The 14,554-nt window shown below is 50.7% G+C and carries 13 protein-coding genes; 5 read left to right on the forward strand and 8 right to left on the reverse strand.

Annotation, left to right across the window (positions count from 1 at the left end; translation table 11 throughout):
- Positions 1-178: 178 nt before the first annotated feature.
- Positions 179-1,066: a threonine/homoserine exporter RhtA gene (rhtA, locus tag FQZ95_RS24425; RefSeq protein ID WP_001295297.1), complete on the reverse strand. Its 888-nt coding sequence runs from the start codon at positions 1,064-1,066 to the stop codon at positions 179-181.
- Positions 1,067-1,300: 234 nt separating this feature from the next.
- Here rhtA and FQZ95_RS24430 point away from each other — a divergent pair, with 234 nt between their 5' ends.
- Positions 1,301-1,366 (forward strand): protein YliM, encoded by a 66-nt coding sequence (locus FQZ95_RS24430; protein WP_120795379.1) that lies wholly within the window; start codon positions 1,301-1,303, stop codon positions 1,364-1,366.
- Positions 1,367-1,418: 52 nt separating this feature from the next.
- Positions 1,419-1,934, forward strand: coding sequence for an outer membrane protein OmpX (gene ompX / locus FQZ95_RS24435; protein ID WP_001295296.1), 516 nt, complete (start codon positions 1,419-1,421; stop codon positions 1,932-1,934).
- A 48-nt stretch (positions 1,935-1,982) separates the two neighbouring features.
- Here ompX and opgE read toward each other — a convergent pair whose 3' ends face one another.
- The gene (gene opgE / locus FQZ95_RS24440) at positions 1,983-3,566 is read right to left on the reverse strand and encodes a phosphoethanolamine transferase (protein ID WP_032183805.1); all 1,584 of its coding nucleotides are present in this window, start codon (positions 3,564-3,566) and stop codon (positions 1,983-1,985) included.
- A 271-nt stretch (positions 3,567-3,837) separates the two neighbouring features.
- Positions 3,838-3,966, reverse strand: a complete 129-nt coding sequence (gene mntS, locus FQZ95_RS24445; protein ID WP_001001761.1) for a manganase accumulation protein MntS — start codon at positions 3,964-3,966, stop codon at positions 3,838-3,840.
- A 185-nt stretch (positions 3,967-4,151) separates the two neighbouring features.
- Between mntS and mntR the strand changes: the two genes are divergently transcribed.
- Both mntR and FQZ95_RS24455 read left to right on the forward strand, forming a co-directional pair.
- Positions 4,152-4,619 (forward strand): manganese-binding transcriptional regulator MntR, encoded by a 468-nt coding sequence (mntR, locus tag FQZ95_RS24450; RefSeq protein WP_000091016.1) that lies wholly within the window; start codon positions 4,152-4,154, stop codon positions 4,617-4,619.
- Complete coding sequence (locus FQZ95_RS24455) at positions 4,616-5,734, forward strand: anion transporter (RefSeq protein WP_160530847.1); 1,119 nt, start codon at positions 4,616-4,618, stop codon at positions 5,732-5,734. The genes mntR and FQZ95_RS24455 overlap by 4 nt, the downstream gene beginning before the upstream one ends.
- A 58-nt stretch (positions 5,735-5,792) precedes the next feature.
- Here the strand turns inward: FQZ95_RS24455 and ldtB are convergent, their stop codons facing one another.
- Positions 5,793-6,713, reverse strand: a complete 921-nt coding sequence (ldtB, locus tag FQZ95_RS24460; protein WP_001056376.1) for a L,D-transpeptidase — start codon at positions 6,711-6,713, stop codon at positions 5,793-5,795.
- A gap of 218 nt (positions 6,714-6,931) precedes the next feature.
- On the opposite strand from ldtB, the gene FQZ95_RS24465 reads away from it, so the two are divergent.
- Positions 6,932-8,524 (forward strand): ABC-F family ATPase, encoded by a 1,593-nt coding sequence (locus FQZ95_RS24465; RefSeq protein ID WP_000961458.1) that lies wholly within the window; start codon positions 6,932-6,934, stop codon positions 8,522-8,524.
- A 249-nt stretch (positions 8,525-8,773) separates the two neighbouring features.
- Here FQZ95_RS24465 and FQZ95_RS24470 read toward each other — a convergent pair whose 3' ends face one another.
- From FQZ95_RS24470 to FQZ95_RS24485, 4 genes are all read right to left on the reverse strand, one after another.
- Positions 8,774-10,033 (reverse strand): DUF1479 domain-containing protein, encoded by a 1,260-nt coding sequence (locus tag FQZ95_RS24470; protein WP_160530849.1) that lies wholly within the window; start codon positions 10,031-10,033, stop codon positions 8,774-8,776.
- A gap of 151 nt (positions 10,034-10,184) precedes the next feature.
- A complete protein-coding gene (gene ybiV / locus FQZ95_RS24475) occupies positions 10,185-11,000 on the reverse strand; it encodes a sugar-phosphatase YbiV (RefSeq protein WP_160530851.1) in 816 nt (271 codons plus the stop codon).
- Positions 11,001-11,139: 139 nt separating this feature from the next.
- A complete protein-coding gene (locus FQZ95_RS24480) occupies positions 11,140-13,572 on the reverse strand; it encodes a glycyl radical protein (RefSeq protein WP_160530853.1) in 2,433 nt (810 codons plus the stop codon).
- 5 nt (positions 13,573-13,577) lie between these two features.
- On the reverse strand, positions 13,578-14,477 hold the full coding sequence (locus FQZ95_RS24485) for a glycyl-radical enzyme activating protein (RefSeq protein ID WP_001353332.1): 900 nt from the start codon (positions 14,475-14,477) through the stop codon (positions 13,578-13,580).
- Positions 14,478-14,554 lie beyond the last annotated feature (77 nt).

The following is a 14,554-nucleotide window of genomic DNA, read 5'->3' on the forward strand; positions in this document are numbered from 1 at the left end:
CAAAACTAATAAAAATTCAATGAGTTAGATATATTGATAAGAACAATTCTTATTTATTGGCTCGCCAGGAATTTTCGGAATAAATATGCTTTTGCATAATTCGATATATAAAGACGGTGTGGAGGAAAAGTAGCGAGAAATTCTGCATGGTTATGCATAACCATGCAGAAATGTAAATTTAATTAATGTCTAATTCTTTTATTTTGCTCTCTTTGCGTACTGTCAGCGTAGAACCCATTGAAGCGGCGATGATAGCGCCGAGCGCCAGCAGCTGTATGGGTGTCAATGTTTCTCCGAGGAAAATCATCCCGGAAACGGCAGCCAGCGCCGGTTCCATGCTCATCAGCGTACCAAATGTCCGCGTTGGCAAACGGGTGAGGGCAATCATTTCCAGCGAATAAGGCAGAGCGGTCGAGAGAATAGCGACCGCCAGACCCAATGGAATAACCGACCAGTGCCAGAGTGCTTCACCAGCCTGAAGCGCTCCAATTGGCACGAAAATTAACGCTGCAATCAACGAACCAATTGCCACCGTCGCAGGGCCATGTTCCGCTCCTGCGCGTTGCCCACTTAAAATGTAAATAGCCCAACAAGCCCCGGCCCCCAGTGCCAGCGCACAGCCGGTTAAATCGACATGGGAAACGTCTTGCCCCAGCGGTAGCAGGAACCACAGACCAAGAACCGCCAGCACAACCCAGACGAAATCTACCGGGCGACGAGAAGAGAACAGCGCCACCGCCAGTGGTCCGGTGAACTCCAGCGCCACCGCAATACCCAGCGGTACTGTCTGAATAGAAAGATAAAAAAGATAATTCATCCCACCCAGCGAAACGCCGTAAAACAACAGCGGTAACCGCTGCTCTTTGGCAAAGCGCAGTCGCCATGGCTTAAAGAACGCGATGAGGATCAGCGTTCCTAATGCCAGACGCAGCGCAGTGACACCCGGTGCGCCCACCAGAGGAAAAAGTGACTTAGCTAACGAGGCTCCACCCTGAATAGACGCCATGGCAACGAGCAATATGACTATTGGTAACCAGACCGGCATTTTACGTAATGAACCAGGCATCCTTTCTCCCACAAATATCTAAACCTAAGTAAAGCGTGGAGTGTACTGGATATACCCAATGCTGGTTGAGCATTTGTTGAAAAAATTTTCCCCCGTTTTGACTAAAATGCGCCAGGATTGATGGAATCATTAGTCTGGTGATTAGGAATAATCTGGATGAATGACAGGGAATACATGCGTAATACTTACGCAGTTCTCTGAAAAAGTGATTTAAATTTAGATGGATAGCGGTGTATGGAAACGTTCTGTTACATGAAATGGCCCGTTAGACATCATAAATCGCGAAGAGTTTCCCATTAATTTTTGATATATTTAAAACTTAGGACTTATTTGAATCACATTTGAGGTGGTTATGAAAAAAATTGCATGTCTTTCAGCACTGGCCGCAGTTCTGGCTTTCACCGCAGGTACTTCCGTAGCTGCGACTTCTACCGTAACTGGCGGTTACGCACAGAGCGACGCTCAGGGCCAAATGAACAAAATGGGCGGTTTCAACCTGAAATACCGCTATGAAGAAGACAACAGCCCGCTGGGTGTGATCGGTTCTTTCACTTACACCGAGAAAAGCCGTACTGCAAGCTCTGGTGACTACAACAAAAACCAGTACTACGGCATCACTGCTGGTCCGGCTTACCGCATTAACGACTGGGCAAGCATCTACGGTGTAGTGGGTGTGGGTTATGGTAAATTCCAGACCACTGAATACCCGACCTACAAACACGACACCAGCGACTACGGTTTCTCCTACGGTGCAGGTCTGCAGTTTAACCCGATGGAAAACGTTGCTCTGGACTTCTCTTACGAGCAGAGCCGTATTCGTAGCGTTGACGTAGGCACCTGGATTGCCGGTGTTGGTTACCGCTTCTAATCACTTCGGTGATATAAAAAATCCGCCTCTCGGGGCGGATTTTTGTTTTTAAGGTTTCGGGTCGAAAATATCGGTTCCGAGATGGTTGTAATCTACCTTCTGTAACTGGAAGTTGGTGATATATATCGGCCCGGCTTTCTTCTCAGAGATAAACGGGTATTTGATGTTAATTTCCTTCGCTTTAATTCCCGTCCACTGGGAGAAAAAGCCTAAGAAGTCATTGGCAGAGCGGCGGGCTTTAATCACCCGATGCGCTTTATCGTCGCTCGAAATGACCATAAAAGGCACCTGGAAATTCTGCTGATATTTATCATCATGGGCAAGGTATTGCACGTCTTTGCCGCGCTCTTTAAAGGCCAGACCGTGGTCAGAAAAGTAAACCAGCGAGAAGCTGCTGCCGCTGTTGCGTAACTGATCGTACAGCTTACGCAGTAAATCGTCCGTTTGCGTCATGGTATAGAGATAGCACGACGTTTCTTTCGATTGCACAAAGGTTTCGTATTTGCCTTGTGTCCGGTCGCAGGCCTGTGGATGTGAGCCCATCAGATGTAGAACAATCAGCTGCGGTTGCGAGTGCTCTTGTGCCAGCACTTGAGCGGTCATATCCAGTAACGCTTCGTCTTTCGTGTTTTTATCTGCTTCAAAATTACCTTCTTTCAGGAAGTACACTTCATCTGCCCGTTTGGCGATGCTGGCGATAGCGGTATCGTATTCGCCGATTTGACCCTGGTTGGAAAACCACCAGGTCTGGAAGCCCGCGCGATTTGCCAGGGTGACAAAGTTATCTTGAAACTGTGGTTTGCCATCGACTACGCGATTGAGTGTTAAGCCAAGCGATTTCTGCGTGGAGCCACTGGCGGCAATATAGTCAGCAAAAAGCAAACCGTTAACGCTGCTGGCAAACGGGGTATTATCCCAGTGACCGCCAAAGGCACCGAGGGCATCGCGACGCGCACTTTCACCGATCACCACCACATAGGTCTGATATTTCGGCTTAACGGCAGTGACCGTCCAGGTATCTTTCATTCCGGAAAGTTTTGCCATCCGTTCTTGCTCTTCAATCACCTCGTTATTATTGACGATGACATCCTTAGCAAAACGAAATACCGGATAGCCAGTATCTTTCAGTTTAAATACGCCGCCCCAGGCCAGATTTTGCACGGGAGCAACAAAAAATGTCGCCACACTGAATACCAGACACAGACTGTCGAAGGTATTCCAGCGCGCTTTTTCGCTCTCTTTTTTCCGCCTGATTGCTATTACGCCGAGCGCAAAAATAAATAAGCCGACCAGGTAGCTGTACCACGGAAAAATCGTCAGGATTTCGGTCGACTCTTCCATATTGGTGGAATGCAATGCCAGCAAGGTATTGAAGTTAGGCGCGCCGTAGGCCTGAGCAAAAGGGAAATAACAAGCCGCCACCAGCGAACTGACACCGACCAGAACTTTTTGTACGCGAGGCAATGTTCGCCATAGCAAAAGCAAAATAGCCGTAAATGCGGCGGTGTATAGCAAACTGAAGGGGTAACCTAAGCCGAGGTTAATTAATAGCGACTGTAAAAAGTAGAACGCAGTCCACGGGCTAAATACCCGGCTACGGGTAACAAGCGATTCTTTGAGGGTTAAATTCATATGCCACTATCGTAACAAACGCCATGTGCTTACCCTGGCGTCAAGGGTCAATACCTGCAAGAGTGCGTGAAGAGGGGAAAAGGGTCCGCATCCGCGAGCCGCAATATACGCAGGGCTGCAAGAAGATAGAGCGAGCAGCCGTTCAGGTCAACTACTGACGAACAAATCTTTTGCGAAGGGGATTGCAAATCCGACAAAAAGTGGGGTTTTTCAGAGCAAAACGCGTTGTGCCTGCATAAAAGCAGGAGTGAAGCGGCGTACCGCGACGCCGCTATTTATCGGAAGGTTTATCTTGCTGCGGTTTGTTGTTGACCATATCGCACAACATAGAGAGCAGCATTAACCGTACTTTAAAGGGAGAATGACTAAACACGCGCATACACCTCTTGAACTCATTCATAAGACCTCCTGACTTGCTAATCCCGTCGATCCTTGAGGGATGATTGCATTACATACAGATATAGCACAGGCTATATTATATAGCTATTGCTAAAACGTTAATTTTTTGTACCTTCGCAACTCTGGTTTACAATGTGCGCACGAAATGAGAACGCTATGTATGCGTCACCATAATGAGGAAGCACAATGAGTCGTCGCGCAGGTACGCCAACAGCAAAAAAAGTGACGCAGTTAGTGAATGTGGAAGAGCACGTTGAAGGGTTCCGCCAGGTCAGAGAGGCACACCGGCGCGAGCTTATTGATGATTACGTTGAGCTGATTTCTGACTTGATCAGGGAAGTGGGGGAAGCTCGTCAGGTAGACATGGCTGCTCGTCTGGGCGTTTCGCAACCGACGGTGGCTAAAATGCTCAAACGACTGGCAACCATGGGGCTGATTGAAATGATCCCCTGGCGTGGCGTGTTTTTAACGGCAGAAGGAGAGAAACTGGCGCAGGAAAGCCGCGAGCGACATCAGATAGTCGAAAATTTCTTATTAGTGTTGGGTGTCAGTCCGGAAATCGCCCGTCGCGACGCGGAAGGCATGGAGCACCATGTTAGTGAAGAGACGCTGGATGCCTTTCGTTTGTTTACCCAGAAACACGGTGCCAAATGAGCCTGCCTTTTTTACGCACGCTACAAGGCGATCGCTTTTTTCAGTTATTAATTCTTGTTGGCATCGGATTAAGTTTTTTCGTTCCCTTTGCACCGAAATCCTGGCTTGCTGCTATCGACTGGCACACTATCATCACCCTCAGTGGCCTGATGCTGCTGACCAAAGGTGTGGAGTTAAGCGGTTATTTTGATGTGCTGGGGCGCAAAATGGTGCGCCGCTTTGCTACTGAGCGTCGGCTGGCAATGTTTATGGTGCTGGCGGCGGCGCTGCTTTCAACATTTCTGACCAACGATGTCGCGCTGTTTATTGTTGTTCCGCTGACCATCACGCTAAAAAGACTGTGTGAGATCCCGGTTAATCGACTGATTATTTTTGAGGCGCTGGCAGTCAATGCGGGTTCGCTACTGACGCCGATTGGCAACCCGCAAAATATTCTTATCTGGGGTCGTTCTGGTCTTTCGTTTGCCGGGTTTATTGCCCAAATGGCACCGCTGGCTGGCGCAATGATGCTGACACTCCTGCTACTGTGCTGGTGTTGTTTCCCTGGAAAGGCGCTGCAATATCATACGGGGGCGCAAACACCTGAGTGGAAACCGCGGCTGGTGTGGAGTTGTCTGGGGCTGTATATCGTCTTTCTGACGGCGCTGGAGTTAAAACAAGAGCTGTGGGGACTGGTGATTGTAGCGGCGGGCTTTGCGCTGCTGGCTCGTCGCGTGGTGATCAGCGTGGACTGGACGCTGCTGCTGGTGTTTATGGCGATGTTTATCGACGTCCATTTACTAACCCAATTGCCAGCTTTGCAGGGGGTGTTAAGTAACGTGAGTCATTTATCCGAACCCGGATTATGGTTAACGGCGATTGGTTTATCGCAGGTGATCAGTAACGTGCCGAGCACGATTTTGCTCCTCAATTATGTGCCACCGTCTTTATTACTGGCATGGGCGGTAAACGTGGGTGGCTTTGGTTTATTACCCGGATCGCTGGCAAATTTGATTGCGTTACGGATGGCAAACGATCGCCGTATCTGGTGGCGTTTCCATCTCTATTCAATACCGATACTGTTGTGGGCGGCGCTGGTGGGATACGTTTTGTTAGTTATGTTCCCGGCCAGCTAGGTGCTGGCAAATAAAAAAGGCGGATTATGAGTCCGCCTTTTAATTTAAGTTTTGAAGATTAATTCAGACGAACCGGCATCCCGGAACGATTTTTGATCGCTTCATCCAGCACGACCTGATCCACATCAGGCTGACCAGTTACTGTCTGCACGCTCTTCGTCAGGGTAATTGGCACAATTTCCTGACCTTCAAACTGGGCTTCGGTGGTAGACAGCGGGTTATGGACTTCAATATAACGGCTGCCGTCAGGCTCGGTGGTCGCTTTTACCGGCTCATCAATAAACTGTACGCGAGTACCGACCGGTACTTTCTCGAACAGGAATTTGATGTCTTCGTTACGCAGACGCACACAGCCATGACTTACACGCAGACCGATACCGAAGTTGGCGTTGGTGCCATGGATAGCGTACAGGCGACCGATGTAGAGTGCATACAGCCCCATCGGGTTATCCGGACCTGCCGGAACGACAGCCGGAAGCGGTTCGCCCGCAGCGCGGTACTCTGCGTGCATTTTGGCGGTCGGCGTCCAGGTCGGGCCTGCTTTCTTACGCTCAACTTTGGTGGTCCAGTTGATAGGCGTGTCTTTGCCTAACTGACCAATGCCGATGGGCAGCACGATAACGGTGTTGCTGCCTTTCGGATAGTAATAGAGACGCATCTCTGCGCTGTTAATGACAATGCCTTCATGAACGGTATCCGGCAGGATCAGCTGCTGCGGAATGTTCAGTACAGTACCGCCTTTCGGCAGGAAGGTGTCCACACCCGGGTTAGCTTCCATCATGTTGGAAAGACCCATCTGGTACTCGGCGGCAAAATACTCCAGCGGCTGAGTGTTACCTTCAGGAATGGTGATCACCTGATTCTGACCAACCAGGCGACTCCCGTCGGTTGGCAGAGGATAAGTTACCGCAGAGGCGGTACTGCAAAAGCCGACAACAGCGAAGGCCGCTGCGAATAATGTTTTCAATTTCATATTCATGTTAAGCGAGATTTAGTGCCTGGCAGGCCATTGGGTTGAGAATATTAGAGTATTGGAAGCGCATTATAAGTTCATTCCAGCTCACAGTGAAATCAGATGTGTACGAAATCACATTTTTTGCCTTTGGGAAGAGTGTAGACCTTAAGCGGGGGACGGGATCTTCTTTCAGACTTATGGCATAATACGCGGTTTGTCATATCTCTTTTCAGGATACGCCTGTGTTAGTTTCCAGTAACGTCACCATGCAGTTCGGCAGTAAGCCGTTGTTTGAAAACATTTCCGTCAAGTTTGGCGGCGGCAACCGTTACGGCCTGATTGGCGCGAACGGTAGTGGTAAATCCACCTTTATGAAGATCCTCGGCGGCGACTTAGAGCCGACGCTGGGTAACGTTTCCCTCGATCCCAACGAGCGCATTGGTAAATTGCGTCAGGATCAGTTTGCCTTTGAAGAGTTCACCGTGCTGGATACGGTGATCATGGGGCATAAAGAGTTGTGGGAAGTGAAGCAGGAGCGCGACCGCATCTATGCTTTGCCGGAAATGAGTGAAGAGGACGGCTATAAAGTGGCCGATCTGGAAGTGAAATACGGCGAAATGGACGGTTACTCTGCGGAAGCTCGCGCCGGTGAACTGTTGCTTGGCGTGGGAATCCCAGTGGAACAGCACTACGGCCCGATGAGTGAAGTTGCTCCTGGCTGGAAGCTGCGTGTGCTGCTGGCGCAGGCGCTGTTTGCTGATCCGGACATTCTCCTGCTCGACGAACCGACCAACAACCTCGACATCGACACCATTCGTTGGCTGGAACAGGTGCTGAACGAGCGTGACAGCACCATGATCATCATCTCGCACGACCGTCACTTCCTTAACATGGTTTGTACCCACATGGCGGATCTGGATTACGGTGAACTGCGCGTTTATCCGGGCAACTACGATGAGTACATGACGGCGGCGACTCAGGCGCGTGAACGTCTGCTGGCTGATAACGCCAAGAAGAAAGCGCAGATTGCTGAGTTGCAATCTTTCGTTAGCCGCTTTAGTGCCAACGCCTCGAAATCTCGCCAGGCAACTTCGCGCGCACGCCAGATTGATAAAATCAAACTTGAAGAGGTGAAAGCCTCCAGCCGTCAGAACCCGTTCATCCGTTTTGAACAGGATAAGAAACTGTTCCGTAACGCGCTGGAAGTGGAAGGTCTGACCAAAGGGTTTGATAACGGTCCACTGTTTAAAAATCTCAACCTGCTGCTGGAAGTCGGTGAAAAACTGGCGGTACTGGGTACCAACGGCGTCGGTAAATCAACGCTGCTGAAAACGCTGGTGGGCGATCTGCAACCGGACAGCGGCACCGTAAAATGGTCTGAAAACGCGCGCATTGGTTACTACGCCCAGGACCACGAATATGAGTTCGAAAATGATCTGACCGTATTCGAATGGATGAGTCAGTGGAAACAGGAAGGCGATGACGAGCAGGCGGTACGTAGCATTCTCGGTCGTTTGCTGTTCAGCCAGGACGACATCAAAAAGCCAGCGAAAGTGCTTTCCGGTGGAGAAAAAGGGCGGATGCTGTTTGGTAAGTTAATGATGCAGAAGCCGAACATTCTGATCATGGACGAACCGACCAACCACCTTGATATGGAATCCATTGAGTCGCTGAACATGGCGCTGGAACTGTATCAGGGCACGCTGATCTTTGTTTCTCACGACCGTGAGTTTGTAAGCTCCTTGGCGACCCGAATTCTGGAAATCACCCCGGAACGCGTGATCGACTTTAGCGGTAATTACGAAGATTACCTGCGTAGTAAAGGGATCGAGTAAGTTATTATCAGTAGCCCTGATATGGCCAGGGCTACTGAAACTGATGACAAATGCAAAATTGCCTGATGCGCTACGCTTATCAGGCCTGACAGTGTATCGCAATATATTGAATTTGCATGATTTTGTAGGTCGGATAAGACGGTCACGCCGCATCCGGCATGAACAAAGCGCACTTTGTCAGCAATCTGAGCAACACCGAACCTGCTTTCTTAACCTCACATCAATTCACTTCTACTAATCCATCACCTCTCAAACATCCATGCCCAGCGCGCGCTTACCGTGAATGTTCAGATCATCCAGCGTAAATCGGCCATCCCAGTTTGCTTCATAATCTTCTCGAGGGAAATCGCCCGGTGATGCCCCTTTTTCCAGTGCTTTCCTGACGTTATGCGCATAAGCCCGGTTTTTCTCACACATCGGCGCGGCAGGGATATACATCACATTCCCCCAGCCTTGTTGATTATTTACCGATGCGACGGAGTGGATCACGTCGCAGTGCCACCAGACGGAATCCCCCGCTGTAATAGCTGGAATGGAAGTGAGTGCTTTAATCAGTAGTGGATGCCATTTCTCTGAAATGGGCAGAACTTTGCCAGGAGCGACCCCACACAACTCATCGTCCGGTACGTCATCCAGCAGTGGGCGCAATAAAACATACGCCATCGCTTCCGGGATTGGCACCACATGCAATAATCCCTGTCCTGGTAACATATCGGAAAGCGCCGTCCAGCCTTGAAAAGTGCGGAACACCGAACATTTTGTGGTGTTATCCACCGTGTACTCTTCAACATCAGTACGGTATGCAGCATCCCACGGATCGTAATCGTCGACATTACCGTTGAAAACATGGGCAAAAACACGCTGATAAGCGGGTAATAACCAACGTTCCAGCGCCCCAGAATCAGTGTGTGCACCCAGACCTTTAGACGTCGTGCCTGGTGGGCGGCGGCGGATCCTGTCCGGATAGATCACGCTAATATCGGGATCAAACCACTGCCTGCCGTTGCTTTCAGACTTCCACAGGCGGTTAAGGAAAGATTGCACCGCCGCCATATTGTCACTTTGTCGCGCCTGCATTTGTGCCTGCGACCAGTAAATAGGGTAGATTTCAGGACGAGATGCCTCCAGCGATCCAAAGAAGCTGTCGCCGGGACCTTTATAAACATCATCAAAATGATTGGCATCAAGATAGTCAAGCATTGCGCGATCCCATGCCAGTGCCTGTTCGCGGGGGAAATGGCCTTTAATTACTGCACAGCCGCGACGTTTAATTTCATTGCGCGTGGCTTCATTCACTGTACCTGCTGCAACGTCGCTATATGGGACTTCCGGCCAAACCGGTAATCCTTGCCCTTTGAGGGCGTCTATTTCTGCTACACGTGCTTCGATTTTTGCAGAGAGTTTATCGAAGACCTGTTGTACATCGCCGATCTGTTGTCGCAGCTCCGCTTTCATCTTACGGATAGCCGTTTTCGCATCTGTTGGCAGTGTCTCATAGGTAAAAGTCATATCAACCTCACAACTTTCGTTCGAAAGTGAAAATAGTTATGATTGATACTTTAAGTTAAAAATAAGTTAACGCAAGATGAGAATCTTGAGTAAGTGCACAAAGTGAGCAAAAAAGAGAGATGCCGGAACGATTGCTCCGGCCGGGAAAAGGTTACTTATTGAAAGGAGCGGTGTTATCCAGCACCGCCTGAATCACATTCAGCGCGCCTTCATGATTATTATCATCGGTAGCGTAACGGGAGATTTGTTTAATGTTTTCCGCAGCATTGCCCATCGCAAAGGAATAACGCGCCATTTTCAGCATCTCCGCATCGTTACCGCTGTCGCCAATCGCTACCACATTTTGCGGTGACAGATCCCAGCGTTTCAGTAACCGCGAAATACCATTCGCTTTATGCAGGCCAGGAATAATCAGGTCGATAAAGCCAAAACCACTGGTAACCGGCTTCATAATGCCGTCGAGCGCAACGTGCAGTTTGTCGACGACCAAGGGGATCTGCTCATCTGGCAGGTTGAGCGAAAATTTAAACAGCACATCGTCAATCTCCTGATAATCTTTTACAGGTTTCAGGCGATGGTAGTGTTTTGCCATCAGTGCGACGAATGCTTCGGGGGCATTTTCGCTGACATATGCACTTTGCAGACCGCAGGCGACAAAATTGAGTTGCTTATCTTTTAGCAACTCGCCAATCACAATCCGCGATTCATGTCGGGTTAATTCGCCGTGGAACAACTGCTTGCCATGTTCGTAAACCAATGCGCCGTTTTCTGCGACAAAAGAGATCTCATCCTTTAGCTCAGGAAAGAACGAAATAAGCTGGTAATACTGATTACCGCTGGCGACAACAAACTCAATGCCACGCTTTTTAAGTTCCTGATATTGCACCATAAAACGCTCATTGTTGTACGTTTTGGCGTCGCTCAGAAAAGTACCGTCCATGTCTGTGACGATAACTTTTACGCTCATAGATGTGCTCCTGACAATGAATGCAAACCGCCACAGTGTAATGACAATGTGACGCGGAGCACAAATTTATTTCGGATTAAAATAATATCGATGGGATGAGTATTTTCGCCCGGCAACAGCCGTTACCGGGCGAAGGAGATTACAGCATATGTTCAGTACGGGCGATGATATCGTCCTGTGCGTCTGGAGAGAGCGCAGTGAAGAAGGCGGAATAACCCGCTACGCGCACCACCAGATCGCGGTACTGATCCGGATGTTTTTTCGCTTCCAGCAGCGTTTCGCGGGAAACGATGTTGTACTGAATATGCCAGCCTTTATGCACCTCGAAGAAGGTGCGCAGTAGGATCATCAGTTTCTGCTTGTCAGATTCGTTCTCCAGCGTTGCCGGATTCAGTTTCTGGTTGAGCAACACGCCGCCGAGAATCGCTGCCGTAGGCAGTTTACCCACCGAGCCAATGACCGCCGTTGGGCCGAGATGGTCAGTACCGGAGGCCGGACTAGCGCCTTCTGCCAGCGGGGTATGTGCTTTACGTCCGTCCGGCGTTGCCATAGTCTGCGCGCCAAACGGTACGTTAGCGGAGATAGACGACGTACCTGCGTAATAGTTGCCGCCAATCGGACCACGACCGTAGCGCGGGTTATGGTACTGTTTCAGTTCGTCGATATAGGTCTGATAAGCGCGAGCCAGCAGCGTATCGACAGTATCATCGTCGTTGCCGTACTTCGGCGCGCCGTTAATCAGCCGCTGACGCAGCTGCTCGTGCGTCAGGCCGTCGAAGTCATCCGCCAGTGCGGCAGCCAGTTGTTGCTGACCAATCGCGCCCTGTTCAAACACCAGTTTCTTCACTGCCGCCAGGCTGTTGCCGAGGTTAGCAATGCCGACCTGCAGGCCAGAAACCCAGTCATACTTCGCGCCGCCTTGTTTAATGCTTTTCGCTCGCTCAATACAGTCATCCACCAGCGCCGAGCAGAGAATATCGTGCACGTTCTCTTCCAGCATGGTGTCGACGACATATTCGATTTCGATTGATTTACGGGTGTAGTAACGGATTTGCGTGTCCCACGTGTCCATCACTTCATCGAAGTTGTTGAAGTTACCCGCTGACAACGCTTTTTCTTGTGGCAGGAACACTTTGCCGCTGGTGGCATCACGACCGCCTTCCAGCGCCGCCAGCATCACGCGGGCGAAGTTGATAAAGCTCATCCCGGTGCAGCGATAGCCCCATTTGCCACCGACGGCGGTTTCGATACAGCCAATCGCCGCGTAGTCGTAAGCATCCTGCGGTTCAATACCGAGTTTAATAAATTCCGGGATGACGATTTCGTCGTTGTTGAACGCCGGCATCCCGAAGCCGCAGCGGATCACCTGTACGCAGGCATCGAGGAAATCGTTACTCATTCCCGCGTGGTAGCGCACGCTGAGGTTAGGCTGAGTGGAACGCAGGCGGCCGCAAGATTCGAGGATTGCGTAAGAGAGTGGATTCACCGCGTCCATCGGCTGACCATCAACCAGATTTTGCCCGCCAATGGTGACGTTCTGATACAGCGGACTTCCCGCAGAGGCTTTTGAGTGCGAGCCGGAGCGGATCTTGTTCACTTCCAGCAGTTTCAGCCAGCAGCTATGCAGCATCTCGATGGCGTGTTCACGATCCAGTGTCTGGTTCAGTTCAACGTCGCGGCGATAGTACGGGTAGAGATACTGGTCCATACGACCAAACGATACTGAGTGACCGTTAGATTCGATCTGCAAAATCAACTGGATGAAGTAGCACAGTTGCAGCGCCTGCCAGAAAGTCTGCGGCGGCTGGTGGGCGATAAGGTCGCAGTTTTCGGCCATCGCCAGCAGTTCATCGCGACGGCTTTCGCGGGGTTCGGTAGCGGCCATTTCACGCGCCAGGGCAGCGAAACGTTCAATATGTTCACTGACCGCCACCAACACGATATCAATCGCTTTCAGGAATTGCTCGCCGTGCAGATCTTCCAGCACGGTCAGGTTAATACGCATGCGGCGCTCCGCCACTTTCTCGCGCAGACCATCAAGCCCTTTTTCCAGCAACAGTGGGAAATTGACCGCCAGGTGCGCATCGCCGGAGGTCATATTACCTTCCGCTTTAATGATACCGGTCGCCAGCAGGCCTTTTTGCTCATCGGTAAACATGCCATAGCAGCGATCCTGTACCGTCTGACCGCGCCACCAAGGGCACACTTCATGCAGAACGCGTTTGTTCTCTTCGCTCACCGCAAAACCTGCACCCGGACGATCCGCCAGATCATCAATCTCTTTTTCGATCCAGGAGACGGTATATTCCGGGAAGATCGGCGCGGCGCGAACTTCGCTTGCCTGGTTGCCGATGATCAACTCATCGTGCTTGATCCAAATAGTGCGATTCGCCAGGTGATGGGCCAGCGCCAGAGCGCGACGTACCGGGATCGGCTTATCGAGATGTTGTTGATACATCTCGGTATAGTGCTGCGCGCGCTCGGTACAGACCGGCGGTTTCACAATATTCACCAGCGCATTTTTGTGCGCTTTAATGCGGTCGCTGAGCGTGTCCAGTTTCAGTGTGGTCATGGTTGTTATCCTCGTAAGGTCGCGGTTAACCCTTTCTGGCAGGCATACTGCAGGGCAAAGTCGAGCAGTTCTGGCGCATCAAGCGGTTTTTCCGGGGCGTCATAGGGCAGATTAAGTAAGTGATATTTGTTGATGCCCAGCGTGTGGTAGGGCAGGAAATGAATTTCGCCGACGTGCAGCTCGTCGGCGGCAAAATCGGTAATGGCTTTCACAGAGGTTTCATCGGCATTAAAGCCCTGAATCAACGGCACGCGGATGATGATTTTTTTCCCCGCCGCTGCGAGTTTTTTCAGGTTATCCAGCACTCTGGCGGCGTTACCGTCGGTCCACTGTTTAAACGGCACGTCGGCAACGTGTTTTAAATCGGCAAGAAACAGATCGATATACGGCAGAGAAGGGGCGATGTATTTCCACGGCACATGCAGACAGGTTTCTACCGCAGTATGAATACCGGCTTCGTGGCTGGTTTGCAGTAGCCCCATCGCCATTTCCGGCTGCATAAACGGCTCACCACCGGAAAGCGTTAAGCCGCCGCCGCTGCGATCGTAAAACGGTTTGTCGCGCAGAACGGTCGCCATGATCTCCTCAACGCTTTTCACTTCACCACACACGGTTAACGCCTGTGTCGGGCAGCAGTCGGTTAACGCCGTCAGATGCTCCGGGGTTAACTTTTCCCGATGAATAAGCAAACCATTCAGCGCGCGCTCAATCGCTTCCGGCGCGGCCTTAGCGCACAGCTCGCAGCCTTCCAGGCACAGACGTGCGTCATACAGCAGATCCTGCGTGCGGGCGCGGCTTTCCGGGTTCTGACACCAGCGGCAGCCCAGTGAACAGCCTTTAAGAAAAACGACCGTGCGGATACCGGGGCCGTCATGGGTCGAGTAGCGCTGAATATTGAAAATCATAGTTGCCTCTCTGTTTCGTTCAAACATTAAAATACTTTCGAATGAAAGTTTGATTGATGTGCGTCAACTGTTCAGAG

The organism is Escherichia sp. HH41S (genome assembly GCF_009820115.1).
Taxonomy (GTDB): Bacteria; Pseudomonadota; Gammaproteobacteria; order Enterobacterales; family Enterobacteriaceae; genus Escherichia; species Escherichia coli_F.